The sequence below is a fragment of the Cellulomonas sp. P2_B4 genome (assembly GCF_056404795.1).
On the sequence record NZ_JBFUDI010000008.1, the window covers coordinates 164,812 to 191,548 of the forward strand.

A 26,737-nucleotide genomic window follows, 5' to 3' on the forward strand; every position below is an offset into this window, starting at 1 on the left:
CCGTCATCGTCTCTCGTCGGCGTCCGTCAGGCGCGTTCTACCGTGACGGTGTAGCTCCCCTCGGCGCAGCCGGTGACCTGCCAGCCACCAGGCACCTCGACCGCCTCCGCGCCGGTGACGCCTGTGGTGCTCAGCACGGGCTCGTTCTCGCCCGGCACCCAGATGTCGAGCTCGCAGTTGATGTCGGGGTCGTCGACCGTCGCGGAGAACTCCAGGTCCGCACCCCCGGAGACCAGCGAGTCCAGCCGCCCCGGGAAGGCGCGCGGGTAGGCCCGGCTCAGCGGCTCGGCGAAGCCTGCCGGCGGCGGGGTCAGGGCGCCGGTGGCGCAGTCGACCGAGACGAGGTTGCCCGAGCTCTCCGCGTCGTCGCCGGTCTCCGGCGAGCCGCAGCCCTGCCGCCAGACCCAGAACGCGCCGCCGACGCCGAGCCGGTCCTGCGCGGCGACGAACCGCTGCACCTTCGCGCCGTCGACGTCGGGGTCGCCGAACCAACCCCACTCGCCGAGCCAGAGCGCCGCGCCGTACGACTTCGCGGCCTCCGCCGACATGGCCAGGTTCCGCTCGATCGACGCGATCGTCAGCCCGAGGCTCTGGTCGAGCGTGATCGACTCGCTGTAGGGGTGCGGCGCGAACACGAGCTGGGTGTCCGACGTGAAGCCGGGCGGCGGCGTGACGTCGAAGCCGAGCCCGGACCACAGCACGCTCGGCTCGAAGAACGCCAGGTGCGTGAAGCCACCGGTCTCCGCCTCGCGGATCGCCGTGATCGCCGCGTCGTAGTACCGCCCGAGCAGCAGGCCCGAGGTGACCGGCGGGATCGCGCCGATGCCGGGCTCGTTGAACAGGTCGTAGCCGGCCACGGCGGGCTCGTCGGCGAACGCCTCGGCCACGGTCGCCCAGGTGCGGAGCAGCTCGGTCTGGATGCCGTCGCGGTCCGTGTAGAAGTTGCTGTACGCCGTCGCGACCGCCGGCGCGAGGTCGCGGGCCATGAACTGGCAGTGCTGGGCACCGTCCGTGATCGTCGCCCAGTCCGGGGCGCCGTCCCAGCCCGTCGTCGGCGAGGTCCCGCCGTCGCACTGCTCGTCCGGGCGCGCCAGCGCGTTGCCCCAGGCGTCCTCGTGCATGTCGAGCACGGTGTACAGACCGTTCGCCTTGGCGTCCGCGACGGCCTTCTTGATCTCGTCGAGGTAGGCCTCGTCAAAGTCGCCCCTCGTCGGCTCCAGCCGCGACCAGGACATGCCCAGGCGCACCACGTTGAAGCCCATCGCGGCGATCTGCGCGAAGTCCTCGTCCGTCGGCGGCTGCGTCGCGGGGACGTCGGGGTCGCGCAGGTAGTAGTCGATCAGCTGGTTCACGTTGACGCCGCGCAGGATCACCCGACGCCCGGTGACGTCGCCGATGACCGGCAGGCCGCCCGCCTCGCGGGCGGGCAGCAGGTGCAGCCGCTCCATCCCCCCGCTCGCCTCGACCGGGGCCACGGCCTCGGGTCCCCGGGCGTTCGTCGGCACCACGAGCGGCACGGCGAGAAGGACCGCGGCGGTCCCGACGACGATCCACGCCCGCCGCCGCGAGCCCGCGTGCACGGGGACGACGCGCGCCCGCCAGCGCCAGGTCAGGCCCGTCGCGAGGGCGGCGACCAGCCCGACGCCGACGCCGTACCCGATACCGGTGGCGACCGCGATCACCGTGGTCGCGATCCACCAGCTGTCCGGCCCGGCGTTCTCGAGGCCGCCGGTCAGCGCCGCGACGACGGCACCGAGCACGCCCAGACCCACGCCGGCGACGACCGCGGCCAGCCAGACGGCGAGCGCGGTCTCGTCGGCACGCTGTCGCACGCCCGACCGGACGGCCAGCGCGAAGAGGCCGAGGAAGACCAGGATCCCGACCAGCGTGCCGAGCGCGCTCGCGGCACTCGTGGGGGCGAGCAGCGGCCCGGCGAACGCGTAGCCGACGGGTCCGCCGCGCCACGTCGTGCTCCCCACCGCGGCGAGCGCGACCACGACGAGCATGACGGCGACCGCGAACCCGCTCGACTCAGTCCTCCCCCGCTCGCCCGACGGATGCCGGCCGTAGGCGAGCGCCGCCGCGAGGGCGACCAACGGTCCGACGACGAGCCCCTTGAGACCGGCGAACCCGCTCGTCGCGACGGCGAACTTCAGCGCCGCGACGAAGCTCAGGTGCGGCCCGACCAGCGGCAGCGCGGCGACGATGCCGGTGGCGGCAGCGGCCAGCGCGACCGCGCCGGTCACCGCGGCCCACGTCACGACGAACAGCCGGCGGGCGGTCACGGAGGTCCGGCCGGCCGCGTACACCGGGATGGTCGTCGCGATGAGCAGGACGGGCAGCCCGACCAGCAGCGGCGCCCACTGGTACACGCCGCCGAAGCGGATCGGGGGCATCCCGTGCCCGCCGACCGGCGCGAGCAGACCCGTCGGGTCGACCAGCGCGAACGCGACGACGAGCAGGAGGACGACGCCACCCGCGACTGCGGACGCGCGGAGGTCGCGGCGGCGCAGCACGGTGCGCCCCCGGGCCTGGGACGGCTCTGTCAGATCGGCCATGGTGAGAGCGGAGCCTAGCGGCATTGACCTGAACGAGCGTCCAAATCACCCGTTTGCGTCAGGCGGGCGACGTCAGGGGGTCGGCGTCGCCGTCGGTTCCGCGGGCTCGGTCGCGGTGGGGTCCGGCGTCGGCGACTCCGTCGGCGTGGGCGTCGGGGTCGGCGTCGCCGTGGGTGTCGGCGACTCGCTCGGGGTCGGGGTGGGCGTCGGGTCGGTCGTCGGCGACGGGCTCGGTGCCGGCGTGGGATCGGGCGTGGCGCTCGGCGTGGGCTCGACGGTCGGCTCCGGGGCCGGCGTCTGGACGGGTACCACCGGGGTCGCCCCGTTGGGCTGCCCGTTCAGCAGGATCGGTGTCGACGTGCCGGCGCCGCGGTCGTCCGTCGTGCCGAACTCCCAGTGCCACGGCTCGTGCGGTCCGCGGCCGTCCTGGTCCATGTACGTGGGGTGGTGCCAGCCGAAGAGGGCCGCGTTGACCTTGAGCCAGGCGTACTGCGCCGAGCCATAGCTGTCGACGCCGTCGCCGAGGTCGATCGCCAGGCCCCAGCCGTGGTTCGACGTGCCGGGCGCGGCGGCGAGCCCGCCCTTCGCCGCCTTGGTCAGGACCTGGTCGACGAGGCTGCGGTAGGAGTCGGTGAGCACCATGTCGTGGCCGAACGCCTGACGGTATGCCGCGTTCATCCGGCTCAGCGCCTCGGCCGCGTCGCACCGCAGGTGGTGCTCGGGTGCGAAGTCGACCGGGCAGAGCACCTCGAGCGGGATGTTCCCGTTGGTGTAGCCGTCCGTCGAGCGGGCCTGCTGCTCCGCCCGCAGGATCGCCGCCTTCACGGTCTCGTCCGCGCTCGTGCTGGCCTGCTGGGCGGCGAGGGTGATGCCTGCGACCGCGTCCCGGGCCTTCGCGGCCCATGTGGCCGCGACGACGACGTCCCGGTCGTCCGCGGCCGCGTGCGTGGCCGCCACCGCCGCGTCGAGGGCCGCCACGTTCGGGTCGGTCGTGACGAGCAGACGGGCCAGCGCCGCGCTCTGCGCCGACTGGTCCGCGAGGTCGATGGCGACCAGCAGCACGTCCGTCTCGACGCCCTTGACCACGCGCGCGGCGGACGAGAGGTCGCCGCCCGCGACCTGCTGGCGCGCGTCCAGCACCCGGGGCCGGAGCTGTTCGACCGTCAGCGCCGCCCCCGTGACCGCCGGTGCGTCCACGACCGCCTCGACGGTCTCGACCGGCAGGCGCGGCTCCGCGGGCGGCGCGGGCTCGACCGGTGCCTGCGGGGTTCCGACGAGGGTGACCGTCGCGGCCTCCACCGCCTTCACGCGCTGGTCGAGCCGGGCCAGCGCCACGCGGTACGCCGTGCTCGTCGGCTCCGGCGCGACGTCCTTCTGCGTGGACGGGAGGCTCGCGGTGACGGGTTCGACGGCCCGTCCGACCCCGACCGACGGGGCGGGCGCGAACGAGACGGCCGCCAGCACACCCGCCAGGACGGTCGTCGATGAGAGCACCGCGAGGGACTGGGAGCGCCACCTCGCGGGAATCGGGCGCGCACGATGCCGCGCCCTGTGTCTCCATCGTGGTGCCGGCACTGCGCCCCTCCGCCGTATCCCGTCAACCGACCATCTCACCGCCGGGGCCGCACGTCGACCGCTCTGCGACGACGCTGCCCGCCCGCAGCGACCTCGACCAGGCTCCTGCACCACGGCGAACAGGGGGTGTGACGTGGGCACCCGCCGCCTGAACGCCTGGCTGACGGTGGGTCATCGGCGCCGCTGTTTCACCCCTCGGGCAGTGCCTCGTCCCGAGCCTCGGACGGGTCCGCGGGCGGCGACTCGATCAGGCCGAGGTCACGCACGGCGAACCGGTGGTGCTCCCACTCCTCCTCGAGGATCACGTGCAGGCAGTGCCGGACGGTCACCGGGAACTCAGTGGCGTGCGGGTTCCTGCGCTCGGCCTCCAGCTCCTCGGGCGTGACCGTGGCGATGAAGTAGCGCACCATCGCCTGCCGCCCGGCGCGTACCTCCAGCACCTCGGCGTAGGCGGGCTTATCCCCCGAGAACGCCGACGTGTCCTCGTCGTCCATCGACGCGTCCGGCTGGCCGATGGGGTGGAACGGCTGCTCGAGCTCGAGGACCGCCTTGCCCAGCCAGATGTCCGTGGCCATCACCAGGTGACGCAGCGTCTGCGCGAACGACCACTCGCCGCCGACCGACACGTCGACGGTCCCCTCGGGCGTCGTCGCGACCCGGTCGAGCGTGGCCGCCCACTGGCCCTCGATCGCCGCCCAGGCGTGACGCAGGCCCTCGGGGGTCTCGGCACGCCTCTCGTCGCGACCCGGGAACCGGCTGTTGAGCTCCGCCTCGACGAACGGTGCGACGTCCACGCCGTTGATCCAGAACGAGGCGTCGGGCTCCGTGATCCACGGTGCGTCGATGTCCGCGTCGGCGATGTCGATGCCGCGCATGACGATGCCGGACAGGTCCGACTCGACGAACCGCGCGCCCCGCAGGTTCACGCCCCGGAACAGTGCACCCTGCAGCTCGTCGGTCCTACCGAAGGTGGCCATGTCTTCTCCTCGTCGAACGGACCGGTCAGTTCGGGCGTCAGGGAAGAGTGTCTACCGGGGGTCCGACATCGGCACGGGCTTGGTGTAGAGGAGCTCGCGGGCCTGCTCGGCCGCGCGCGCGATGCTCTCCCCGACGAAGTCGACGAAGCGTGCGATGTTCTCGAGCCGCACGGCGGCCGGGGTTCCCGGGCCGAGGACCGCGACCCCCTGCCGGGCGGTCTCGGCGAGCAGCGCGTTGGACCGGGCCGCGGCGATCATCGACTGGTACCAGACGTCGTCGTCGACCACGTACCGCTCGCGCCGGGTTCCGTCGCGCTCGCGGCGGGCGAGGCCCTGGATCTCGAGGTACGTGATCGCCTTGGAGACCGACGCGGGGCTGACGTCGAGCCGCGCGACGAGGTCCGAGGCCGTGAGGCTGCCCGTGTCCGAGGTGTAGAGGCAGGTCAGCACCCGAGCCATCATCTTGGGCACGCCGGACTGCATGAGCAGGGCCGTGAACGTCTCCTCGTACTCGCGCACGGCGTCGGCGTCACGTCCTTGCCCCTGCCGCGGCGCACGCGGAGCCGCCGGCGTGCGCCGCTGGGCGCGACGCTCGGTGGCGCGGTGGGCGAGGTCGGCGCGGTAGGCCGTCGGGCCGCCGTTGCGCATCACCTCGCGGGTGATCGTCGAGGTGGGACGGTCGAGACGCCGGGCGATCGCCGCGTACGCGAGACCGTCGCCCAGGCCGACGGCGATCTGCTGGCGCTCCTGCTGGGTGAGCCTGCCTCCAGGCATCGCGACCTCCTGCTCTCGACGTGCCGCCAGGCTAGCGTTCACTCCTTGTCATTGCAACGCTAGGCCGCGGCCCTGTTGCGTTAGCTTCACTCTTGTTGCAACGATTTCTGCCATCTGAACTGCATGTATGCATCTTCATTGCAGAACCACTGTTGCCCACTTCGCGAACGCAACGTAGCGTTTGCGATGTCAGAAACTACGAGCCAGGAGTTGAGACCGATGCAGACCTTCGCCACCCCCACCCCGATCTCCGCCGTCCTCGACATCCCCGCGGGCCGCGTCCAGATCATCGCCGCCGATCGCTCGGACACCGCGGTCGAGGTCCTCCCCGCGGACTCCTCGAAGAGCCGCGACGTCAAGGTCGCCGAGCAGACCACCGTGTCGTTCGCCGACGGCGTCCTGCGGGTCGAGTCCGTCGCCCCGCACCAGATCCTCGGCAGCTCCGGCTACCTCGAGGTGACGGTCCAGCTGCCCGCCGGCTCCCGCGTCGAGGCCAAGGCCGCGAGCGCCGAGCTGCGGGGCGTCGGCCGCCTGGGCGACGTCACGTTCGAGGGCGCCGAGGGCGTCGTCAAGCTCGACGAGGCGGCCAGCGTGAAGCTGACCACCCTCACCGGCGACGTGACGGTGGGCCGCCTCGGCGGTCCCGCCAACATCAGCACCGGCAAGGGGTCCATCAGGATCGTCGAGGCCGTCCGCGGCACGGTCGTCCTGAGCACCCAGGCCGGCGACGTCACGGTCGGCGCCGCCGCGGGTGTCTCCGCCTCCCTGGACGCCGGCACGTCCTACGGCCGGATCCAGAACTCGCTGAAGAACACGGGCGACGCCGAGCTGGCGATCCGCGCGACGACGGCCTACGGCGACATCGCGGCCAGCAGCAACTGACCGCACACCGGTCCGCCCGCCGCGTCGTCTCGACGCGGCGGGCGGACCTTTTCTATGCCGCGACGTCCACCTCACGGGTCCAGCCCGTAGGCCCGGGACGGAAGCCGACGCGCTCGAGGTACTCACGGTTCTGCGGCAGGGCGTCGACGACGAGCGACCGCAGGCCGTGCGCGGCGAACACGCCGCTGTGCCGGTACACGAACTCGCCCGGCGTGAAGTCGCGGAACCGCGGTGTCACGTAGTCGAGCTCGACGCGACCGACCCCGCCGCCCGCATCGCGCACGACGACGACCCCGACGGTCTCGTCCCCGCGCTGCACGAGGAACGCCGCGCCGCCGTCGTCCGGCGCGAACGATGGCTGGAACTTGGCGATGTCCTCCTGGTGCACGTGCAGCACGTGCTGCAGGTAGGCGTCGTGGCCGTCCACCTCCACCACCGAGTAGACCGACTCGTCGTGACGCTCGCGCTGCAGCCTGACCAGCCAGTGCACGTCGATGACGACGATCACCGCGTTCATCGCCGCGAACGGCCAGATCCCGATGACCGAGTTGTAGACCGTGGCCAGCAGCGCGCCCACCAGGTTCAGCACCCGGAACCGCAGCACGCGCGCCTGCGCGAGGGACACGATGATGAGGGCCGACCCGGCCCATCCGACAACCTCGAGCCAGTTCATGATCGAGGTTATCGAGGTAGGCGGCTCGCGTGCGCTCCGCGAGGGCGACCGACCGGTCCGACGCCGCCGCAGCGCTAGAGCGTGCGTGCCCCGATGTTGCTGGTGCGCCCCTGGGGCACCAGGAAGCCCCGCGCCTCGGCATGCCGGCGCGCCACCGCGAGGGCCTCGTCGCGACGCTCGTCGGGCACTCCCCTGAGCGCGACGACGACTCGGCCACCGGCCGTGCGGGTGAACGTCACCGAGGCCGTCGGGCTGATGGGGACGACGAGCGTGGCCGCCCTGGCGCTGCCGATGGGGCCGGGCTCGATGTGCGCGAGCCTGCGGACGAGGCCGCGAACGACCAGGAGCGGCAGCCCGACGAACACCAGGCCGACGACGAAGAAGATCAGGAAGTCGAAGGCGTACGAGAGCGGGTCGTTCTCGGACAGCTGCGACACGCCCTGGATCGATCTCAGCGGCACCACGACCGCCGTCACCCAGACGACCCAATCCGTGTACCAGGGGGTGTTGAGCCCCCAACCGTTGCGCGTGCGCGTCACGTCGACCCCCTCTCGGTGCGAGAAGGCTGGCAGAACCGTCGCCCCGAGGTGCGAGGTCCAGGCGGCATTCACCCGACCGCGCGCACGTCGTCGAGGCTCAGCCCACGCCCTCGGCGACGAGCGCGTCGGTGAGGAGCCCGACCAGGGTCTCGAGCTGCACGTCCGTCGACGACGAGGCGTCCTCGTCCCCGAGCCCGTCGAGCGCCCGGGCGGCCAGCGCCGACTTGCTGTCGATCAGCTCGGCGATCTTGGCGTCGATGGTCTGCGCGGCGATGATGCGCCACGCGGTGACGGGCTGGTCCTGGCCGATCCGGTGGATGCGGTCGATGGCCTGGGTCTGCTCGGCGTCGGTCCAGGACAGCTCGGCCAGCACCAGGTTGGACGCGACCTGGAGGTTGATCCCCACGCCGGCGGCCATCAGGGAGCACACCGCGATCTGCACCTCCGGGTCGTCGGTGAACGAGGCGATGTTCTTGTTGCGCGTCCTGGTCGTCTGGTCGCCGCGGATCGAGGCGAACTTGATGCCGCGGTCGGCGAAGGTCTGCTCGGCCTGGTCCATCACATCGACGTGCCGCGCGAAGAACACGACCTTGCCGACGTTGCGGGCCAGCTGCGCGGCGTAGTCGGCAGCCAGCCCGGCCTTGGCCTGGCCGATCCGGCGAACCATCGTGAACACGTTCTCGCCGGTGGCCTTCGAGCTCGAGTCCTTGAGCTCCCCCGCCGCGACCCGCCGGACGAGCTCGGCGTCGATCCCGTCGGCCACGCCCTCGGCGGCGCGCGCCTCCACGGCGGACCGGTAGCGCGCGACCATCCGGGCGGCGAGCGCGGCCTCGGCGGCGCGGATCGAGCGGCCGACCGCGCCGTCCAGCTCGACCGGCAGGTCCGCCACGCGCCGGGCGGGGATGTCGGCAACGACGTCCACCTTCCGACGACGCACGATGCCCATGTCGATGACGCTCGCTCGCGCGGCGGTGTAGAACCCGGGGTCGGCCGGGGTCAGGCCGGTCTCCTCGAGGGCGGCCATGAGCGGGCCCAGCGGCTTGGTGTCGTCGATCCAGCCCAGGAACTGCCAGATCGCGCGGAAGTCCTCGATGTCGTTGATGAGCGGGGTCCCGGTGAGCGCCATCAGCAGCGGCCGGGCCGCGCGCGCCCGGATCCGCTCCGACAGGGCGAGCACGTGCTGCGAGCGCTGGGACGTCTTGTTCTTGATGAAGTGCGCCTCGTCGACGACCATCCCGCGGAACCCGAGGGTGCCCAGCCAGCCGACGTGCCGGTCGAGGATCTCGTAGTTCACGATCACGACGTCAGCGAAGGCGTCCACCTGCTCGCCATCGCCGTGGACCACAGTGGCCGTGCGGAACGGCGTCCACAGCCCGACCTCGTGCGCCCAGTTCGTCTTGACCACGTTCGGCACGACGACGAGCAGCGGGTAGGCGTCGGCGGCCTGCGCGGCGAGCAGCGCCTGCGCGGTCTTGCCGAGCCCGGGCTCGTCGGCGAGCAGGAAGGTGCGATGCCCGCCGACCGTCGCCGCGACGACCTGGGCCTGGTGCGGCATGAGCTCCCGGCCGGGCGGAGTGGGCACCCGGCGGGGCTCGGGCAGCGTCATGCAGGCCGGTGCGCCGGTGGCGGCCCGCTCGAAGGAGCTGAAGAGCGGTTCGAGCAGCTCCCAGCCGGCCAGCCGGCGCGCCTTCGTCGCGGACCGCTCTGCCGCGGCCTCGAAGTCCGGCGCCAGGAACGGGTTCGCCAGCTGGCGCGAGATCACCGACCGGGGAATGACCTGCGTCGGAGAGGCCAGCGTCGGCGTGACCGGCACGGCGGCCGGCTCGGGCTCCTCCGGCGGCTCGAGCCCGCCCGCGGTCATGAGCGACGCCTTGTAGGCGCGCGCCGCGTCGGAGACCCGGGCGTCGTCGGCCAGCAGCTGGAGCAGCGAGGTGTCCCGGGCCGCGATCCGGGCGAGCATCGTCGCCACCCCGTCGAGCCGCTTGAGCTGTTCGGTGCGTCGCGACGAGGACAGGCTCCCGTCCGTCATGACGCGGGCCCGCTCCTCACGCACGAGCAGGGCCACGACCTGGAACTTCGTGCGGACGGCCGGGCGCGTCGGCGGCCGCTGCACCGCGCGGTCGACCTCKCGCGCGACCTCGGCGAGCACGGGGATGATCCCCTGCTCGGTGGGCCGCGGGGCCGGGCGACGCTGGGCCCCGGAGTCCGTGCGCGCACGCCCGGACCCGCGTTGACCGCCTCGTGCCACATCTCCTCCTTCGCAGCGTCCGCACCCGCGACCGCAGCACAGCGCGCCGAGCCTGGGCGCGCGCCCGAGCCGCTCCGACCCAGGTCTCCCCACCCGTGCCGCACGCCACCGAACCTGGGCGCTTCGACGGGGCACCGGTCACGGCACAGCGTCCCCGCATGCGTCGTCGTGCGGCCCTGCTCACGCCGATGGTGACACGCCCCGGCGAGTCTCGATGAACCGCGGCGGGGCATGTCGTCGCCGGCCTGATCACCGACGCACCTGGAGCCTACCGCTGGGCGGAGAAATCACTCACCGAGTGCGAAGGCGCCGCCGGAACTGCTCGGAGACTCTTCAGAGCAGATCGACGACGAGGCGGATCGTGGCCCAGATCGCGCGGCCGGCGGCCCGGAACCAGCCGACGCCCGTTGCCCGGCCGTAGCTCCACACCCCAGCGAAGAAGGCCGCAATGCTCACCGCACCGACTGCGAGCGCGGCGGCGACCAGGCTCGTCGGCAGCGACACGACGTAGTCCAGTGCCAGGGCGACCCCGACGACCATCAGGGCCAGAACCGACGGAATCCGGAGACGGCTCAGCCAGCCTTCGCTCGGCTAACTCGTCTCGGTGCTCACAACACACTCTCTCGTCCGCCGTGGGTGTCGCCCGCGGGAACTGTAGAGGAGCGATCTGGCCTCGGGTTGGGCTCCCCCCCCGAACGGCGCAACGGAGAGTGGGAGGCACTTTCGGGGTCGACAAGCCGCAATGCGTTGTCAGCCGAACGCGGGTTCATCCCCGCGGACAAGCACCAATTCGTTGCCTTCGGGGTCGGCGATCCGCCAGCGACCCTGCGACTCGTCAAGAAGCCGTCCACCGGCTGCGACGATCGTGGCGAGGCGCTCCTGCGCGAGGTCCGACGGCACCGCCAGTTCTACGGAGATGCGGTTGCGCTGCCGGCGCCGCTCCGTCTCGGAGGCGTCGAGCTCCTGGAACAGCAGCACCGGGTTCAGCCGCCGCGGATCGATGATGTCGCTCTGCTCGGCTCGCCGGTCCGTGGTGTACCCGAGTGCGGCGATCCAGAACGCGCGGACGGCAGAGACGTCGGCGGCATCGAGGAAGAGTTGAACGAAGCGCGGCAGTTCCGGGTCGGCCGTGGCCCCGAGCTCGCGGGCAGCGGTCTGGATGCTCTCGGCGAGGTCGGTGAAGTCGAGCTCGAGGCGGTGGGCGTCGCCCTCCCACTGGTCCTTGCCGCTGTCGAGGATCACGAGCCCAGGGCGCAGGTCGATCAGCAGCGGGAAGCCCGCGTGGGCGGCGAGCTGTGCTGCTGCGGCGGCCAGGTCACTCTGCTGCGCCGTCGAGGTGACGCGGTAGCACGCCATCGCACTGAACACCGCCTGCCAGTCGGCCGTCCCGACCTTCTCGCTGAGCTCTTCGCCCGGCACCAGGTCGACCTCGTTCCCGTCGGGATCGGCGTGACAGACCCCGAACACTCCGTAAGCCTCACCAAGACCCGCCTCCTCGACCCCAGCGGCCGGCCGCACCACGTCGACGTGGATGCGGTTGCGCAGCGGTCGAGGCTCGGTCGACTGCCGCATCCGGATCGTGGGGTCGCGCCGCAAGGTGTCCGCCAGACCGCCGTCCTCATCAGGCGCATAGCCGAGCGCGCGCTGCCAGAACGGCCTCACGGCGGACGGGTTCGCGGACTCGAAGACGACGCTCAGATGCTGCAGCGCGGCGAGGTTCGCGGCCAAGCCGAGGTCCCGCGCGGCCGCCGACACCGCCTCGGCGTGCTCGTCCGAGGCGAGTCGCACCCGAAGGCCCGTCGCGCGCAGGTCGACCAGGGCCGCTCCCGACGTCTGCACGATGCGTCCGGCCAGCGCGGCCCCCTCGATGAGCGAGKGTGCGTCGAACCACGCCGTCGCAATGCCGTCGAGCGCCCGCCAGTCCGTTCCGTTGTCGGCCATGCCGTTCACCGTAGATCTCATTCCGGACGATCACCGTCCGGATCAAGTCAGGCTCCGGCATCCCCCGCCCCGCAGCCCTAGTGGGTGAGACCAACGTGGCCAGTTGCGCGAGCTTCGGGCAGGGTCAGTGCTCGACGTCGATCTTGGTGACTCGGTAGCCGTCCGAGGCATTTCCAGTGACCTGCATGCGAACCKCCACTCGGCCGTCCTGGAACTCGCCAGACCACGTGCACACGACGTCCTCGCCCGCTCCAGCGGGAGCCGAGCACCCTTCCGACGTCATTTGCGGATCGGCCATGGCGGTCGGGAGTGGATCTGTGACGCCCGGATCACCGTAGGCGACCACCAAGTCGTCGTCGCTGGAGACCCACGCCTGGTAGACGCACAACGCTGCCTCGTCAGCGCTGACGGGACGGTGTGGCATTTCGGTGCATTCAGATGTCGACGCGGTGGTCGCCGGGGTCGAGTCTCTTGACTCGGCCGTGGCAGCACACCCCGCTGCAAACGCGAGCGTGAGTGCGGCGCTGGCCAACGCGGCTACCAGCGGGTTCGTTCGCATGCGCACGGACGATATAGGTAGAACATGCTTCACGCGGGCGGGGACGGCTCGGGACGCGACTGGGGTCCGCTCGCCCAGGAGAGGCCGACCCAGTTTGCCGGCGGACCAGTGGACACGACGAAAGCCTTTGACCAACTGACGGGATGCGGACGAGGGTCGGGCTCATGACCTCGGCTCTGCCCCTCTCCGGCGACGCGGACGACGTCGCCCAGGGACGAATCCAGTTCAGACCGCCCGACAACGAGGCACGCACCTCTGTCAGCGTGAGCGGAGCCATCGGGCGCTCCGCAGACGCGGGAGTCCTCCTCGTCGGCCTTGCTCGCTACACGATCGGGCTCCAGATCGAATTGGCCGACCGGTGTCGCATCGATCCCGACCTCGGCGATCGCAAGCACCCGACAGTCGACGCGGGACTGCTCCCCCGAGTGGGATTCGCCGATGGACGTACCGCCGTCGTCGCCGGGCGGCGCTACAGCTTGAAGAACTGGCCGGCGGCAAGCGAGCTGGTGCTCACCTCCTTGAGTGGTACTGGCCGTGGCGGCGAGTGGTCGACCACCCAGTGGTTCACACCAGCACCGCCGCCCGGAGACCTGGTGCTCACCGTCGCCGACCCGGTCTCGGCGCTGACAGGTCGCCTCTCACCGTGGATGCCGAAGCATTTTGAACTGCGGTCGAGACGGTTGAGGTCTTGCGGCCGAACGAGCCTGGTCAGGCGTATCCGGCCATTCAGCCGCCGCCGCTCGATGTACCGTCCGGCGGCTAGTTCGCACGGGTACTTCCGACGGTGAAGCGCGACGGGACCACTTGACCCTGCGACGGAGTCATGGTTCCCCCTATACGGTTGCGGTGAGATAACTGCGGCACGCCGACGACTGTCGCCGAACGCCCAGTGATCCGCGCCTCCCGGCATCCCTTCGCCGGTAGTGCCACAGTGACCGATGTGACGAACGAGGAGCGCGGCCCGGAGGTGGTTGTACGGCTGACGCAGGATGAAGCCCTCGTGCTCCACGCCTGGCTTGCGGACAACAACGAACGCCGCGCGCTTCCCACCGGCGACCGGTCCGAACTGCGCGTTCTCTGGGACCTTGAGGCTGCGCTCGAGCCACAGCTTCCCGTGCTGTTCGGTCCTACCTACGAACAGGACCTCGGCATCGCCCGCGCCGCTCTGCGCGACCCGGAGGAGTAGCCACCCGCGGCGGAGCACCCTGGCATTCCGGGGAAAGCACAGGCGCGATCGGTCTCGCACCACGGCACTGATTGCGCGCCGGCGGATTCTGCTGAGCCGGCAAGGGATCCGGCTGTTCGACGAGGAGGCCTCGGATGGGGCCATCCGCCGCGGGCAAAGACCGAAAGCAACCCGGCTAAGCCTGATCGGCCTGCTCCGCACGGACGGCCTCGAGATGTCGCGCCTGCCGCACGAGCAGCAGGTCGTCGATCACCGTAAGTACTTCATCCCACGCAGCTTCAGCGTCGATCACGCCTAGCGCCGTCCTGGGATAGCGCCTGGTCGCATCGATCACCGCGTCGTAAAGGTCGCGCTCGCTATCGTGTGCGCCTTTGCGCTGTCGCGTCAGCACTCCGACCAGCCAATGGGTGTCGCGCGGCCACTCCGGGTTACCCAGAGACCGCACACGCAGGTAGCCCAGTCCGTCCCAGCGTCGTCTCGAGTGCCACTTCCGTGAGTTCGCAGCAGGCAGTCCGACTGGCGGCTCTTTCATGCCGCCATGTTGCCCGACGACATCCCCGTGTCCACTCCGGAGTTCCGCGACGCGCGGCGATCGAGGGCCTCCGACGGCGGACCACACTGCTGACCACATGCTGACCACGAGGCCCCTGCGAGCCCCGCAGCGGCTTCATCTGCTGCAGTCCCCGAGCCCCTGACCTGCAGAAACACACTGTGCGCCTGGGCAGATTCGAACTGCCGACACCCGCTTTAGGAGAGCGGTGCTCTATCCCCTGAGCTACAGGCGCCCGGGACCGCCGAAGTGGTCCTGGCGAGCGCCGCGCGACCCTCTTCGGAGGGCCCCACGGCCGCTGGCAGCCTACCCGAGACGCGGTCGCGAACGCCCCGTCCTGACGGCAGATCCGCGTGATTGCCCTTGGCATCCCGCCTCGGAGCCGCCAGAGTCGTGACATGCCCACAGCCGCAGCGCTGACCGACAGGTTCGAGGGCGAGGTCATCCTCCCCGACTCCCCCGGGTACGACGAGGCGCGTGCCGTCTGGAACGGCGCCGTCGACCGCCGCCCGGCCGTCGTCGTGCGCTGCGCCGGCGCCGACGACGTGCGCGCCGCGGTCCGGCTCGCGCGGGAGCGAGGGTTGCCGCTCGGCGTGCGGGGCGGTGGGCACAGTGCCGCGGGATGGGCGGTGCCCGATGGCGGATTGATGATCGACCTGTCGCGGATGCGCGAAGTGCACGTCGATCCGGACGCACGGACAGCGCAGGTGCAGGGCGGGGCGATGCTCGGGTCGCTCGACGCGGCGACGCAGCCGTACGGTCTCGCGACGACCGCCGGGATCGTGTCGCACACCGGCATCGGTGGGCTGGCGCTCGGCGGGGGCGTCGGCTGGCTCGGGCGCCAGGTGGGGCTGACCTGCGACAACGCCCTGGGGTACGAGATCGTCACGGCCGACGGCGAGCTGAAGCACGCATCATCCGACGAGAATCCCGACCTGTTCTGGGGCTTGCGGGGTGGGGGCGGCAACTTCGGCGTCGTGACGCGGTTCGACCTCCGGCTGCACGACGTCGGCACGCAGGCGCTCGTCGTGGAGGTGGACCTGGTCCCGGCACATGGGCTCGACGCGCTGCGGACGTGGCTGGCGGGGTCCGACGAGGCATCGCGGCGCGCCACCTTCTTCGCGGAGGTCAGTGCGCACGGGCCGCTCACGCTCGGGTTCGTCTGGGTCGGCCCGCCCGACGACGCCGGACCGCTGATCGCGCAGCTCGACGGGCTCGGACCTGTGCTGGCCCGCCGGGTCACACCGATCAGCTACCTCGACCTGCAGCGGCAGTCCGACGTCGGCTCCGCGTACGGCTACCGGCGCTACGCCAAGAGCCATTACGTCCGGGAGCTGCCCGACGCGGCGCTCGAGGCGTTCCTCGCCCACACCGAGGCAGACGTCGGCGCCGCGAGCTTCGTCGCGTACGGGGGCGCCATCGCGGACGTCGACCCGGGCGCGACGGCGTTCGCGCACCGGGACACGCGGTTCGAGTACGACGTCGGCGCCAAGTGGACGGACCCGGCCGACGACGAGCGCCACGCCGCGACGTGCCGACAGCTCGCCGCGACGATCGAGCCCTGGAGCCGCGGGGTCTACGTCAACGCGCTCGGGGTCGAGGGTGCCGCGGGCGTGCACCGGGCGTACGACGACAGCACCTACGCGCGGCTCCAGGAGGTCAAGTCCGCCTGGGACCCGGACAACGTCTTCCGGCTCAACCAGAACATCCCGCCGGCGTAGGTCGTCAGCCCGTGCCGGAGCCAGCGAGTCCGCCGTGCCGATCGCAGCGGCTGCCGGTACCAGCGGGCGAGGCCGGCCCTGGGCAGGGACGGACCGCCGCAACCCGGACTTGGACGCTTGATTAGTTCAAGTAGTTGCTGACGATGCCGATGGACCGGCCGGTGGGCGCCTATTCGAGTGCGCCCGTGATCGGAAGGGCAATCGCCCCATGTCAGCTCGTACGTCTCGCCCCTCGCGCCTGCGCCGCACCTCCGTCGCCGTCGGCATCGTCGCCGCCGCCCTGACCGCCGGGACGGTCGCGCCCGCGATGGCCGTGCCTGGCCCGCCTGCTGGCGACGTCTTCAACGCCCCGACCGGTCGGACAGCGGACAGCGACCTCTACTTCGACGGTTCCGCCACTCCCGGCGACGTCGTCGACATCGAGATCAACGGCACCGTCCACTCGGTCCCCGCGGACGGCGGCGGCAACTGGGAGTGGGACGACCAGGGCGTCGCCGACGGCCACTACACCTACAACGTCACGATCGGCGGCCAGCCGATCGGTGCCAGCACCGGCGCGTTCGTGATCGACACGACCGAGCCGGTCGTCACGTTCGGCACGACGCCGGGCGCGGTCTCGACCTCGTCGGACGTGACGTTCACGTGGTCCGCCGCCGACGACGACGCCGACCTCACGTACTACTGGGCCCTCGACGACGAGGACGAGCACGACGGCACCGACGTCAGCGCGAGCTACACCGGCCTCGAGAACGGCACGCACTGGTTCCAGGTCTGGGCCGAGGACTCCGTCGGCAACTACACCGACCCGGTCGAGGTCGAGTTCGAGGTCGCCGTGCCCGGACCGGCCATCGCCTGGGCCAGCACGCCCGCTGCGTCGACCACCTCGACGACCGCGCACTTCGCCGTCACCGTCCCCGCAGGCGCCCTGGTCGAGTACGTCCTCGACCTGCCCGAGAACGCGCAGAGCGCCGACCCGATCTCGGTCTCCGGCTCGGACTTCACCGTCGACGGCCTGTCGGTCGGGCACCACAAGATCCAGGTGGGCGCCACGCTGAACGGCCTCTACTCCGAGATCCTCGTCTTCGAGTGGGACGTGACGGGCGCCGCTGCCCCTGCCCCCGTCGTCAAGGCCCCGGTCCTGGCGTCGACCGCCATCCCGACCGCGGTGGTCGCCCGCGGCATCAAGCAGGGCGCCTCCGGCCCGTCGGTCTCCCTCATCCAGTCGATCGTCGGCACCCCCGCGGACGGCAGGTTCGGCGCGAAGACCACGGCCGCCGTCAAGGCGTTCCAGCGTGCGCACGGCCTGTACGCGGACGGCATCGTCGGCCCGCTCACCTGGGCCGCGATCGTCGACGTCGCCAACGGTGGCTCGGGCATGGCACCCGTCACCGCGAAGTCGGTCCCGGCGGCGCAGATCGCGCGCGGCATCAAGGCCGGCTCGGCCGGCCAGGCCGTCTCGGTCGTCCAGCACGCCCTCGGCGCCCCGGTCACCGGCAAGTTCGACGCGAAGACCACGGCCGCCGTCAAGGCGTTCCAGGCGTCGCACGGCCTCAAGGTCGACGGCATCGTCGGCCCGAAGACGTGGGCCGCGCTCGTCGCCAAGCACTGACCTGACACACGAAGGGCGCACCCGCCATCCGGTGGGTGCGCCCTTCGGCGTCAAGGCATGAAGGTCACGACGACGACGTGCGCCGCCGGACGAGGACGAGCAGGGTGCCGATCGTGAGCGCCGCGATGCCCAGCGCGAGCGCTGTCGCCGTGTCCGAGCCGGTCGCAGCGAGCGTGCCGCCGTTCGCTGTGGTGTCGCTCGGCCCCGCAGCGAGGACCTCGGTGATCACCGGCGGCTCAGATGGGGCGACGAGCGCGGGCACCGACGGGTCCACCAGCACCACGTCGACCGGATCGGTCGGATCCGGGTCCACCACAGGCGGCGTGCTCGGGTCCGGGTCCACCACAGGCGGCGTGCTCGGGTCCGGGTCCACCACAGGCGGCGTGCTCGGGTCCGGGTCCACCACAGGCGGCGTGCTCGGGTCCGGGTCCACCACAGGCGGCGTCGTGCAGACCGGCGCCTGCTTGCCCTCACCGAAGTGCTCGTTGTACGCGGAGATCTGCACCCAGGTGATGCAGTACCCGCCCGGGAAGTCGGCGGGGTCGTACCTGGGGTGGTCGGTCCAGGTGTAGACGGACTTCCCGATGTACTGACCCATCGGCCACTGACCGTTGTCCGGGACCGCCTGGTGCACGTTGAACTCACGCAGACCCGAACCGTCCAACTTGGTCATGCGGTAGTTGATGTGGCCGTTCGCCTCGAACGTGGTGCCGTCAGGCAGCGACAGGTTCTCGGCGGTCACGGTGTAGGGGGTGGGGCTGTCGGAACCGCCCGCGTGGGCGGCGGTGGGGACGAGGATGAGTGCAGCGGCGAGCGCAGCTGCGCCCAGGATTCGGGAGCGCACGGGAATCACAGCTCTCAGGCAGGGTGGCGGGACGTCGTGGAAGTGACGACGTGTCGAGCGTTGTGAGATCCGCGTGGCGGATCCGGGTGGGGCGCATCGCGGCGTGGCCGCGGAGTCGGTCGAGGGTGCTCAGCCCTGACGAGTCAGCCCGATACGAAGGGCGCAGCGGGATGCTCGGTGGTTCCTGGTCATCCGTCTCACCTCCTCCGTCGTCGTTGAGGCAATTCTAAGTCAGGTGTTGGACACGCGTCCAGATCACGCACTGTTAGGTGCGACACGCGCCCGAGCCCTGCACATGCGGCCGTCCGCCCGGGCCCGTCGTGTCCCGACCTAGCCGCACCTGTGACACACGTGCTCTCGTGGGGCGATGGGGGCGCCTCAGGAGCGCACTCGCGTCACAAGAGCGGCTAGGTCGACACGGCTGCCGAGCAGGGAGAGCCGGAGCAGTGACGCGGCCGCGGCGTCAGCGCAGGACGACCGACAGGCCCTCGCGCGAGTGGACGCCCGTCTTCGCGAACACGCGGGCCAGGTGGCTGTCGACGGTCCGGACGGACAGGGTCAGCCGGAGGGCGATCGCGCGGGAGGTCATGCCACCGGCGGCCAGGGCGGCGATCTCCTGCTCGCGACGCGTCAGGGCGACGGGCGCCTCGAGCGGCGGGAGCCACAGGCCGACCCGGTTCAGGGCGCGCTCGGCGATGCGGATGAGGTCGGGGTCGCCGACGGCGAGGGCGGACACGTGGGCGACGAGAGCCTCGGCGCGGGGACCGTCGACGGAGCCGGCGAGCTCGCTGACGCGGGCGAGCACGAGCGGGTCGACGACGCGCCCGCGGCCGTGCCGGTCGACGCAGCGGTGCAGGGCCTCGAGCTCGACGCGGACCAGACCGGCCGCGGCGGCCCACGAGGCCAGGGACGCGGCCTCGGCGGTGCCGCGCGGGTCCCGCATCCAGAGCAGGGCGTCGACGCGCAGCAACCGGACCTCGGGCTCGAGCCCGCCGAACGAGCGCAGCGGGGAGGCGTCGAGATCGGTCAGCAGAGCGCGCGCGGCGGAGCCGTCACCGGACGCGGCGGCCGCGACGGCCTCGGCGGCCTGCGTGAAGATCGAGACGCCGCCGAGCTCGGCGAGGCCGAGGCGCGCGGACGCGGCGTGCAGGTCGGTGCGGGCCGACGACCACGAGCCGTGCGCGATGCCGAGCAGGCCGCGCGTCACGTGGGTGGTCACCCATTCGAAGGCGGGGTCCGCCGACCGGGCGAGCGCGAAGGCCTCGGCGGAGACGAGGTCGCCGGACCACAGGGTGGTGAGGAACGTCGCGACAGCCACCTCGCCGACGGCCCAGCGGTAGGAGTCGCGGTGCGCGACGGCCAGCTGCGCGTACCGGGAGGCGATCCGGTGCGCGTCGGCGAAGCGGCCCGACTGGGCCAGGCCGAGGATCGTCGGGCAGGCCAGCGGAAGAGCGATGCCGCCGACGGACGGGGACAGCAGCACCGCGAGCGCCGCGTCGAGGTCCGCGCGGCCCGCGTAGCCGAGGCGGGTCAGGCGGGCGACGTCGAGCTCTCGTCGGCCCAGCAGCGCGAGCCCGGGCGGCAGACCGTCCAGCCACCACTCGGTGGGGCCGAAGGCGATGAGCGCCTGGAGCAGGTCGCCGTCCTGGTAGTGCGCGATCCCGGCCTGCATCGCGGTCGCAGCGACCATGAGCCGCACGGCGCGCGAGCCGGGGCCCACCAGCAGGCGGATGGCGTCGACGGCCTCGGCCAGGTCGCGGGACGCCTGCGCGATCTCGTCCATGTGCCACCACGCGTCGGCCCGCTGCACCAGCAGCTCGATGCGGTGGATGTCCTCGATCAGGCCGCGGCGCAGGGCGGCCGTGATGATCCGGACCGCGGTGTCGGGCTGCTGCATCTCGAACGCGGCGTCGATCGCGGCGCGCAGGCGCGACGGGTCGACGGGCATGTCGCAGTCGAGCGAGAGCGACACGGACCGCACCAGCGCGGGACCGCTGCGCTGGCCGTCGTGCGTGAGCTCGGCCACCGCGAGCAGCACCTGGCGACGCTGGGCGCGCGGGATGCCCGAGCGGACGGCCTCGGCGTAGAGGGCGTGGGCGAGGTCGACGAGCACGTCGCCGGACCCGGCCACCGAGATGCGCGGGGTCAGGGTCACCAGACCGACGCGCGTGAGCTCGTCGATGGCGGGCCGGGGCACCAGGTCGAGCAGTGCGCTGAGCGGGATCGGGCAGGCCAGCGAGGCGATCTCGAGCGCGGAGCGGGCGTCCGTGGACAGCAGCGCCATGTCGTGGGCGACGAGGTCCAGGAGCCGGCGCCCGGGGGTCGCGCGACCCGTCCACACCCACACGCCGTCGACCTGCCGCAGCGCTCCGCCCAGCCGGTCCGCGCGCACGACCTCGGAGAGGTGGAACGCGTTGCCACCGGTCTCGGCCCACACGCGGCGGACGGTGTCGATGGAGACCTGGCCCCCGAGCTCCGCGACGAGCCAGTGCTCGACCTCGGCCAGCGTGAACGCGGGGACGTCGACGCGCTCGACCACGTCGTCCTTCCACAGCTCCAGCCACGGCGAGCCGGCCACGGCGGACGCCCGGGCGGTCGCGACGAGCTGGACCTCCCCCTGCTGCACCATCCAGCCGAGAGCCTGCGAGCTGGCGGTGTCGAGCAGGTGGGCGTCCTCGACGCGGAGCACCAGCGGGCCACCGCGGGCGCGACCGCGCAGCGAGGCGGCGACGGCGTCGACGGTCCGCGCGACGCTGCCCAGCGAGACGAGCGCGTCGTCACCCAGCAGCGGCTCCAGAGCGCCGAGCGGGATGCCGCCGCGCGCCGAGGCGCCCGAGATCGTCACCACGTGCGGGACGGTTTCGTCGGCAACCCTCAAGGAGGACAGCGCGGCCGTCACCAGGTGCGTCTTGCCCACCCCGGCATCGCCGACGACGAGCACCGAACGACCCTCGGCGAGCTCGGAACGGACCTGGTCCACCACGGGGCGCGCGAGCATGGTGCGGCGCCGGCTGTGGTGCGGCTGGACGACAGCGGGAAGCTTGGGAAGGGGGAGGGAGAGCGACGTCACCGTCGACGTCGACGGATGCTCCTCACCTGCCACCATCGGCTACCCACCTCGTGCACGACACAGCGTCGGACTCGTGTCCTTAGCCTGTGTGTCGACACCGTGCAACTCGAACTTGAGCACTTGTGCCGGTTCGCACCCTATGGCTCCCGACGGGGGTTTGAAAACCTCGGTAGCGATTACCGATGCCCGCTACCGAGGCGCGTCCATACCGTGACGACGACACACCCGCGTCGCAGCGTCCCCGCGCAGGTCATGCCCGGGCGGGAGCGATCCAAGCTAAGGATGGCCAGTGCCCACATACACCGCGCCCGGCGTCTACGTCGAAGAGATCCCCTCGTCCCAGAAGGTCCTCGCCTCGGCGCCGACCGCTGTGGCTGCTTTTGTGGGGTTCACCGAGCGAGCGCCCCAGGACGACCCCAACGACCCGCAGGGCCTCGCGCCCCGGCTGGTCACCAGCTGGACCCAGTTCGAGGCCCTCTACGGAGGCTTCGTCGAAGGGGCGATCCTGCCCCTGTCCGTGTACGGCTACTTCCTCAACGGCGGCAGCCTCGCGTACATCGTCCGCGTGCCCAACGCCGAGCCGTCCGGTGAGCCCGCTCGCCTGGCCCTCCCGGCCGCGGACCGCTCGCTCGGCCTGCCGATCTCGGTGGAGTCCGTCGAGCCCGACGCGAACATCACGGTCGTCGTGGAGGCTGCCGAGGTCGCCGACGACCACGACGGTCCCGCGCCCTTCAGCATCACGATCGTCGACGGCGGCGAGGCCGTCGAGAGCTACGACGACCTGACGCTCGGTGGCCCGCGCGATGCCGCGACGGTCATCAACAAGACGTCCAAGCGCGTCAAGGTCGAGGTCAAGCTCGCCGAGGACGTCGACCTGACGAGCCAGCTCGAGCTGCTGAAGCCGGGCGCCTACACGCTCGAGCAGGCCGCCGCCAAGCCCGTCCCGGTCAACGGCCGCAAGTTCGCGGGCTCGGAGTCGGCACGCACCGGCATCGCCGGCCTCGCGATCGCCGACGACGTCACGATCGTCCTGGTCCCCGACCTGGTCACGGCCGCGACCAAGGAGGACGGGTCGCTCGACCTCGGCCTCTGGAAGGCCGTGCAGACGAGCCTCATCGCGCACTGCGAGCAGCACGCCAACCGCGTCGCCATCCTGGATGCCCCTCCCGGACTGACGCCGCAGGCCGTCAAGGAGTGGCGCACGGACACCGCGCAGTTCGACTCCGCGTTCGCGACGCTCTACTACCCCTGGATCAAGGTCGAGAACCCGACCGGCTCCAACGGCAACTCCGAGATCCTGATCCCGCCGTCGGGCCACGTGGCCGGCGTCTGGGCCCGGACCGACGAGACCCGCGGCGTGTGGAAGGCCCCGGCCAACGACACGATCCGTGGCGTCCTGGACGTCGAGCGGAGCATCACGCAGGCCGAGCAGGGCGTGCTCAACCCGCTGGGCATCAACGCGATCCGGCCGTTCGGCCAGCGCGGCATCCGCATCTGGGGCGCCCGCACGCTCGCGTCGGACACCGACTGGACGTACATCAACGTCCGCCGCCTGTTCAACATGATCGAGGCGACGATCCTCGAGGGCACCCAGTGGGCCGTCTTCGAGCCGAACAACGTGGCCCTGTGGGAAGGCGTCAAGCGCACCCTGAACGCGTACCTGCGCGGTCTGTGGTCGGCCGGCGCACTGTTCGGTCAGAGCCCGCAGGAGGCGTTCTTCGTCAACTGCGACGCGACGACCAACCCGCCCGAGTCGATCGATGCAGGCAAGCTCGTCGTCGAGGTGGGCATCGCGCCCGTCAAGCCGGCCGAGTTCGTGATCTTCCGCATCAGCCAGAACAAGCAGACCGCGTCCTGACCTTCTTCTCTTCCTGACCAAGGAGCACCTAGATGCCCAACGACCTCATTGCCACAGACCCACTCATCGCCCAGAACTTCTTCCTCGAGATCGACGGCGACGTCGTCACGATCCTCGCGTCCGTCTCCGGACTGGACGTCGAGATGGAGGTTGCCACCACGCAGCAGGTGGGCAAGGACGGCAAGTCCGTCCAGGTCAAGACCCTCGCCGGTCGCAACAAGGCCCCCGACCTCTCGCTCGTGCGGATGGCGCCGCCGGACTCCACGCAGGACAAGATGTGGGGCTGGTTCAACGACATCATGACCAAGGGCATCCTGCTGTCGGACCGCACCAACAACCGCAAGAACGGGTCGATCGTCATGTACGACTCCACCCACGTCGAGGTTGCGCGGTTCAACTTCACCAACGGCTGGCCGAGCAAGATCTCGACCGACCAGCTGAGCGTCGACTCGAACGACCCGGTGAAGGAGACCATCACCCTCACCATCGAGTCGCTCGCCAGGATCAAGTGACCCTCAAGACCCGCTACGAGTTCACGCTGCCCCGGGGGTATGTGGACCGGGACGGCGGACTCCACCGGGAAGGTGTCATGCGCCTGGCAACGGCGCGTGACGAGCTCGAGCCCCTGCGCGACCCCACGATCAGCGGTCCGGACGACCCGCGGCTGACGATCGTGGTGCTCGCGCGGGTGGTGGAGAAGCTGGGCACGTTGGTCATGGTCACGTCGCACGAGATCGAAGGTCTCTTCGCGGCGGACCTGGCCTACCTGCAGGACTTCTACGGCGTGATCAACTTCGGGTCGCAGGAGGAGTTCGACGAGTTCGTCGCTGCTCAGCAGCAGGCAGGACCCCTGCCCGGGTCGGCTCCGGAGCCTGTGGCTCCGGAGCCGGCTCCGGCCGCTGCTGGATCGTCGTCGGAGCCGGCGGGCCAGGCCACGACCCACACCACCACCTACCGGGCCGGTCGCGCGTCGATCGAGGAGATCCCGACCGAGGCACGGTAGGACCCGACGATGCTGCGCTACCCCACCGAGGCCCTGTGGCAGGAGATCGCGTTCCTCGCGTACCACCTGCACTGGCCGCTGAACGAGCTGCTCGACCTCGAGCACCTGGACCGGGTCCGGATGGTGCGCGCCGTGTCGGCAATGAACGCTCGAGCGTGGGAGGCGGTGAGAGAGAGTGCCTGAGGAGCCGTTGGGTGGTGACGCGCCCGTCGCCGCCAACTTCGTGTTCGAGGTGGACGGCGTCGAGATCGGCGCGTTCAAGGAGATCAGCGGGCTGCAGCTCACCGTCTCCGAGCACGAGTACGTCGAGGGCGGCCAGAACCAGTACCCCCACAAGTTCCCGGGGGTCATCCGCTGGCCGCACCTCGTCTTCAAGCGCGGCCTGGTGAACTCCGACGCGCTGTTCTCCTGGGTGGGCAAGTCCTCCGGCGAGGGCTTCGCGGCCGCGCAGAACAAGGTCACGCGCTCCACCGGCGCGGTGACCGTCCTGGGCAACAACGGTGAGCGCCTGCGCTCCTGGGAGTTCGAGGGCGTGTTCGCCGTCGCGTGGAGCGGTCCGACGCTGAGTGCCGACCTGGTCGACGCCCTGTCCGAGACCCTCGAGGTCGCGCACAACGGGTTCCGGGCGAAGACCCTGTGAGCCTGACGCCGCCCCCGTCCGACGACGACCCGCGCACGCGCCTGGGCCGCTCGATCGGTGTGCGCATGCGCCGGCCCGGACCGACGCTCGGCCACCTGCGCCCTGCCCGCATCGGCTCCGTCGCGTCGTCGTCGGTCCGCTTCTCCGAGGGCTGGGGGCGCTCCGTCGCCGTCCGCCGCTCCCTCGTCGGCCCCGCCGCCTCCATCTCGGTGGGGACCGGACCCGCGAACGTCGCGCCGCCGCGCTGGTGGTCCGACGTGTCCGCGGTGCGCTCCACCCACGAGCCGGTGCCCGCGCCCGAGGCGCGACGCGGCCTGCCGCGGATGCTCGAGCGCGTGCCGGACCAGTCCTCGTACCGCCCGGGCGGCTCCACGCAGCGCCTGGCACCCCAGACGATCCCCGTCCGCGTCGCCGAGGACGTGCGCGCGAGCGGGAAGATGACGATGAACTCGGACTCGCGGGTGATGCGCTCGCACGTCGCCGCACGAACGGCAGATCCCCCAGCACGCCCGGGGAACGACGGGGGGTCCGGACGAGCGTCGTCCGCCGTGACCGGTGACCGGACTCCCTCTGCCGCGACGCTCTCCTCCCGTCCTGTTCCTCCCTCCTCTCCCCTGCCCGGCGCAGGACCGCGCAACGCTCCCGCGCCGTCGGGTCGGCTCCTGCGTCGACGCGCCCTCGCGACGGCCACCGCCGACGCCCGTCGAGCCGCCGCCGCGCCCGCCCCTTCCCGGACGTCCGCCCCGGCCGCTGCCCGGCCCGCCRCCTCGGCCGTCCGCGCGTCCGGCACCACGGGCTCGACCTCCGTCGTGGGCGCCTCGAGCTCGGGCTTGCCGACGAACATCGCGCCGTCGGCCTCGACGGTCGCCCCGATCCGGCGGTCGCCGGTCGACACCTCTGCCGCACCCGCGCGCGCGGTGTCCGCACCGGCAACCGTTCCTGTGCCTGCGCCGAACCCGACGCACGGCACTCCTTCGGCCTCGACGGCCACACCTCCTGCCGGCCCGAGCGCGGCCGCCGCTCCGGTCTCGTCGGCCCACCCCGCCGCGACGCCGCCGTCCGTCGCGACGAGCAGCCCGTCCGGTCCGGTCATCGCCCGTTCGTCGGCGGCACCCACCGGGACGGTGTCCTCGTCGGCTGCGTCGAGCGGGCTGCCCTCGGCGACGACGCCGCCCGGGCTCCCCGCCGGCTCCTCGAGCACGCCCGGTTCGCCGGCCGTCCCCGGTTCGTCGGCCTCGTCGTCGGTCCCCGCGGGTTCGTCTGCCTCGTCGGTGGCGGCCGGTTCGTCGGTCCCGTCGGTCGCCGCCGGATCGCCGGCCTCGTCGGCCTCTCCCAGCCCGTCGGCCACCTCGTCCGACGGCGGCGGTTCCTCGGACGCGACGACCGGCGCCGCCGGAGCGGCCGCGGCGGCCGGGGCGTCGACGCCAAGCATGTCGATGTTTGCGGGCCCGCTCGGGGCGTCCGCGGACGGGCCGATGCAGGCCTCCGCCCACCGCCCGCTGGCCAGCGCGATCCGGCGCACGCTCGCAC

Annotated in this window: 22 protein-coding genes, 1 tRNA gene and 1 pseudogene; 11 read left to right on the plus strand and 13 right to left on the minus strand. The window is 71.8% G+C overall.

What is annotated here, in order from left to right:
* Nucleotides 1–26: 26 nt before the first annotated feature.
* The 4 genes from AC1DZC_RS14890 to AC1DZC_RS14905 all read right to left on the minus strand — a co-directional run bounded on the left by AC1DZC_RS14890 (nt 27) and on the right by AC1DZC_RS14905 (nt 5,884).
* A complete protein-coding gene (locus AC1DZC_RS14890) occupies nt 27–2,558 on the minus strand; it encodes a glycoside hydrolase family 5 protein (protein WP_477043811.1) in 2,532 nt (843 codons plus the stop codon).
* Between the two features lie 72 nt (nt 2,559–2,630).
* Nucleotides 2,631–4,052 (minus strand): M15 family metallopeptidase, encoded by a 1,422-nt coding sequence (locus AC1DZC_RS14895; protein ID WP_477043812.1) that lies wholly within the window; start codon nt 4,050–4,052, stop codon nt 2,631–2,633.
* A gap of 269 nt (nt 4,053–4,321) precedes the next feature.
* Nucleotides 4,322–5,110, minus strand: a complete 789-nt coding sequence (locus tag AC1DZC_RS14900; RefSeq protein WP_477043813.1) for a DinB family protein — start codon at nt 5,108–5,110, stop codon at nt 4,322–4,324.
* A gap of 51 nt (nt 5,111–5,161) precedes the next feature.
* Nucleotides 5,162–5,884: a GbsR/MarR family transcriptional regulator gene (locus AC1DZC_RS14905; protein ID WP_477043814.1), complete on the minus strand. Its 723-nt coding sequence runs from the start codon at nt 5,882–5,884 to the stop codon at nt 5,162–5,164.
* Nucleotides 5,885–6,103: 219 nt separating this feature from the next.
* On the opposite strand from AC1DZC_RS14905, the gene AC1DZC_RS14910 reads away from it, so the two are divergent.
* The gene (locus tag AC1DZC_RS14910) at nt 6,104–6,766 is read left to right on the plus strand and encodes a DUF4097 family beta strand repeat-containing protein (RefSeq protein WP_477043815.1); all 663 of its coding nucleotides are present in this window, start codon (nt 6,104–6,106) and stop codon (nt 6,764–6,766) included.
* 52 nt (nt 6,767–6,818) lie between these two features.
* Here AC1DZC_RS14910 and AC1DZC_RS14915 read toward each other — a convergent pair whose 3' ends face one another.
* The 5 genes from AC1DZC_RS14915 to AC1DZC_RS14935 all read right to left on the minus strand — a co-directional run bounded on the left by AC1DZC_RS14915 (nt 6,819) and on the right by AC1DZC_RS14935 (nt 12,167).
* Nucleotides 6,819–7,439 (minus strand): hypothetical protein, encoded by a 621-nt coding sequence (locus AC1DZC_RS14915; protein WP_477043816.1) that lies wholly within the window; start codon nt 7,437–7,439, stop codon nt 6,819–6,821.
* Between the two features lie 74 nt (nt 7,440–7,513).
* Nucleotides 7,514–7,978, minus strand: coding sequence for a hypothetical protein (locus AC1DZC_RS14920; protein WP_477043817.1), 465 nt, complete (start codon nt 7,976–7,978; stop codon nt 7,514–7,516).
* Nucleotides 7,979–8,075: 97 nt separating this feature from the next.
* Nucleotides 8,076–10,226 carry a DEAD/DEAH box helicase gene (locus tag AC1DZC_RS14925; RefSeq protein WP_477043818.1) on the minus strand — a complete coding sequence of 717 codons (2,151 nt, stop codon included), beginning with the start codon at nt 10,224–10,226 and terminating at the stop codon, nt 8,076–8,078.
* A gap of 333 nt (nt 10,227–10,559) precedes the next feature.
* A complete protein-coding gene (locus AC1DZC_RS14930) occupies nt 10,560–10,766 on the minus strand; it encodes a hypothetical protein (RefSeq protein WP_477043819.1) in 207 nt (68 codons plus the stop codon).
* A 210-nt stretch (nt 10,767–10,976) separates the two neighbouring features.
* Nucleotides 10,977–12,167, minus strand: coding sequence for a VOC family protein (locus AC1DZC_RS14935; RefSeq protein ID WP_477043829.1), 1,191 nt, complete (start codon nt 12,165–12,167; stop codon nt 10,977–10,979).
* 723 nt (nt 12,168–12,890) lie between these two features.
* On the opposite strand from AC1DZC_RS14935, the gene AC1DZC_RS14940 reads away from it, so the two are divergent.
* Nucleotides 12,891–13,514, plus strand: coding sequence for a hypothetical protein (locus AC1DZC_RS14940; RefSeq protein WP_477043820.1), 624 nt, complete (start codon nt 12,891–12,893; stop codon nt 13,512–13,514).
* 152 nt (nt 13,515–13,666) lie between these two features.
* A complete protein-coding gene (locus AC1DZC_RS14945; RefSeq protein WP_477043821.1) occupies nt 13,667–13,912 on the plus strand; it encodes a hypothetical protein in 246 nt (81 codons plus the stop codon).
* Between the two features lie 175 nt (nt 13,913–14,087).
* Here AC1DZC_RS14945 and AC1DZC_RS14950 read toward each other — a convergent pair whose 3' ends face one another.
* Together AC1DZC_RS14950 and AC1DZC_RS14955 are read right to left on the minus strand one after the other, a co-directional pair.
* Entirely contained in the window at nt 14,088–14,444 is a 357-nt protein-coding gene (locus AC1DZC_RS14950) for a hypothetical protein (protein WP_477043822.1), read from the minus strand.
* A gap of 180 nt (nt 14,445–14,624) precedes the next feature.
* Nucleotides 14,625–14,697 (minus strand) — tRNA-Arg (locus AC1DZC_RS14955).
* A 163-nt stretch (nt 14,698–14,860) separates the two neighbouring features.
* Between AC1DZC_RS14955 and AC1DZC_RS14960 the strand changes: the two genes are divergently transcribed.
* Nucleotides 14,861–16,183, plus strand: coding sequence for an FAD-binding oxidoreductase (locus AC1DZC_RS14960; RefSeq protein WP_477043823.1), 1,323 nt, complete (start codon nt 14,861–14,863; stop codon nt 16,181–16,183).
* A 208-nt stretch (nt 16,184–16,391) separates the two neighbouring features.
* Nucleotides 16,392–17,792, plus strand: a complete 1,401-nt coding sequence (locus AC1DZC_RS14965; protein WP_477043824.1) for a peptidoglycan-binding protein — start codon at nt 16,392–16,394, stop codon at nt 17,790–17,792.
* A 64-nt stretch (nt 17,793–17,856) separates the two neighbouring features.
* Here the strand turns inward: AC1DZC_RS14965 and AC1DZC_RS14970 are convergent, their stop codons facing one another.
* The gene (locus AC1DZC_RS14970) at nt 17,857–18,636 is read right to left on the minus strand and encodes an LPXTG cell wall anchor domain-containing protein (protein WP_477043825.1); all 780 of its coding nucleotides are present in this window, start codon (nt 18,634–18,636) and stop codon (nt 17,857–17,859) included.
* A gap of 463 nt (nt 18,637–19,099) precedes the next feature.
* Nucleotides 19,100–21,742: a helix-turn-helix transcriptional regulator gene (locus AC1DZC_RS14975; RefSeq protein ID WP_477043826.1), complete on the minus strand. Its 2,643-nt coding sequence runs from the start codon at nt 21,740–21,742 to the stop codon at nt 19,100–19,102.
* A 253-nt stretch (nt 21,743–21,995) separates the two neighbouring features.
* Here AC1DZC_RS14975 and AC1DZC_RS14980 point away from each other — a divergent pair, with 253 nt between their 5' ends.
* The 6 genes and pseudogenes from AC1DZC_RS14980 to AC1DZC_RS15005 form a co-directional block, all read left to right on the plus strand.
* Entirely contained in the window at nt 21,996–23,564 is a 1,569-nt protein-coding gene (locus AC1DZC_RS14980) for a phage tail sheath family protein (RefSeq protein ID WP_477040296.1), read from the plus strand.
* A 32-nt stretch (nt 23,565–23,596) separates the two neighbouring features.
* Complete coding sequence (locus AC1DZC_RS14985) at nt 23,597–24,076, plus strand: phage tail protein (RefSeq protein WP_477040297.1); 480 nt, start codon at nt 23,597–23,599, stop codon at nt 24,074–24,076.
* 77 nt (nt 24,077–24,153) lie between these two features.
* Nucleotides 24,154–24,567 (plus strand): hypothetical protein, encoded by a 414-nt coding sequence (locus AC1DZC_RS14990; protein ID WP_477040298.1) that lies wholly within the window; start codon nt 24,154–24,156, stop codon nt 24,565–24,567.
* Between the two features lie 9 nt (nt 24,568–24,576).
* Nucleotides 24,577–24,750 carry a DUF6760 family protein gene (locus tag AC1DZC_RS14995; RefSeq protein ID WP_196804605.1) on the plus strand — a complete coding sequence of 58 codons (174 nt, stop codon included), beginning with the start codon at nt 24,577–24,579 and terminating at the stop codon, nt 24,748–24,750.
* A complete protein-coding gene (locus tag AC1DZC_RS15000; RefSeq protein WP_477040299.1) occupies nt 24,743–25,207 on the plus strand; it encodes a phage tail protein in 465 nt (154 codons plus the stop codon). The genes AC1DZC_RS14995 and AC1DZC_RS15000 overlap by 8 nt, the downstream gene beginning before the upstream one ends.
* Nucleotides 25,204–26,737, plus strand: a pseudogene (locus AC1DZC_RS15005) (hypothetical protein); the annotation flags it as partial. The gene AC1DZC_RS15000 and the pseudogene AC1DZC_RS15005, both read left to right, overlap by 4 nt.

What these genes read in the sequence shown, in the direction of transcription:
- AC1DZC_RS14965 (WP_477043824.1), top strand. Translation starts at nt 16,392, where the DNA reads ATGTCAGCTCGTACGTCTCGCCCCTCGCGCCTGCGCCGCACCTCCGTC.
- AC1DZC_RS14995 (WP_196804605.1), top strand. Translation starts at nt 24,577, where the DNA reads ATGCTGCGCTACCCCACCGAGGCCCTGTGGCAGGAGATCGCGTTCCTC.
- AC1DZC_RS14900 (WP_477043813.1), bottom strand. Translation starts at nt 5,110, where the DNA reads ATGGCCACCTTCGGTAGGACCGACGAGCTGCAGGGTGCACTGTTCCGG.
- AC1DZC_RS14890 (WP_477043811.1), bottom strand. Translation starts at nt 2,558, where the DNA reads ATGGCCGATCTGACAGAGCCGTCCCAGGCCCGGGGGCGCACCGTGCTG.
- AC1DZC_RS14940 (WP_477043820.1), top strand. Translation starts at nt 12,891, where the DNA reads ATGACCTCGGCTCTGCCCCTCTCCGGCGACGCGGACGACGTCGCCCAG.
- AC1DZC_RS14985 (WP_477040297.1), top strand. Translation starts at nt 23,597, where the DNA reads ATGCCCAACGACCTCATTGCCACAGACCCACTCATCGCCCAGAACTTC.
- AC1DZC_RS14960 (WP_477043823.1), top strand. Translation starts at nt 14,861, where the DNA reads ATGCCCACAGCCGCAGCGCTGACCGACAGGTTCGAGGGCGAGGTCATC.
- AC1DZC_RS14910 (WP_477043815.1), top strand. Translation starts at nt 6,104, where the DNA reads ATGCAGACCTTCGCCACCCCCACCCCGATCTCCGCCGTCCTCGACATC.
- AC1DZC_RS14950 (WP_477043822.1), bottom strand. Translation starts at nt 14,444, where the DNA reads ATGAAAGAGCCGCCAGTCGGACTGCCTGCTGCGAACTCACGGAAGTGG.
- AC1DZC_RS14915 (WP_477043816.1), bottom strand. Translation starts at nt 7,439, where the DNA reads ATGAACTGGCTCGAGGTTGTCGGATGGGCCGGGTCGGCCCTCATCATC.
- AC1DZC_RS14905 (WP_477043814.1), bottom strand. Translation starts at nt 5,884, where the DNA reads ATGCCTGGAGGCAGGCTCACCCAGCAGGAGCGCCAGCAGATCGCCGTC.
- AC1DZC_RS14990 (WP_477040298.1), top strand. Translation starts at nt 24,154, where the DNA reads ATGCGCCTGGCAACGGCGCGTGACGAGCTCGAGCCCCTGCGCGACCCC.
- AC1DZC_RS14975 (WP_477043826.1), bottom strand. Translation starts at nt 21,742, where the DNA reads ATGGTGGCAGGTGAGGAGCATCCGTCGACGTCGACGGTGACGTCGCTC.
- AC1DZC_RS14930 (WP_477043819.1), bottom strand. Translation starts at nt 10,766, where the DNA reads ATGGTCGTCGGGGTCGCCCTGGCACTGGACTACGTCGTGTCGCTGCCG.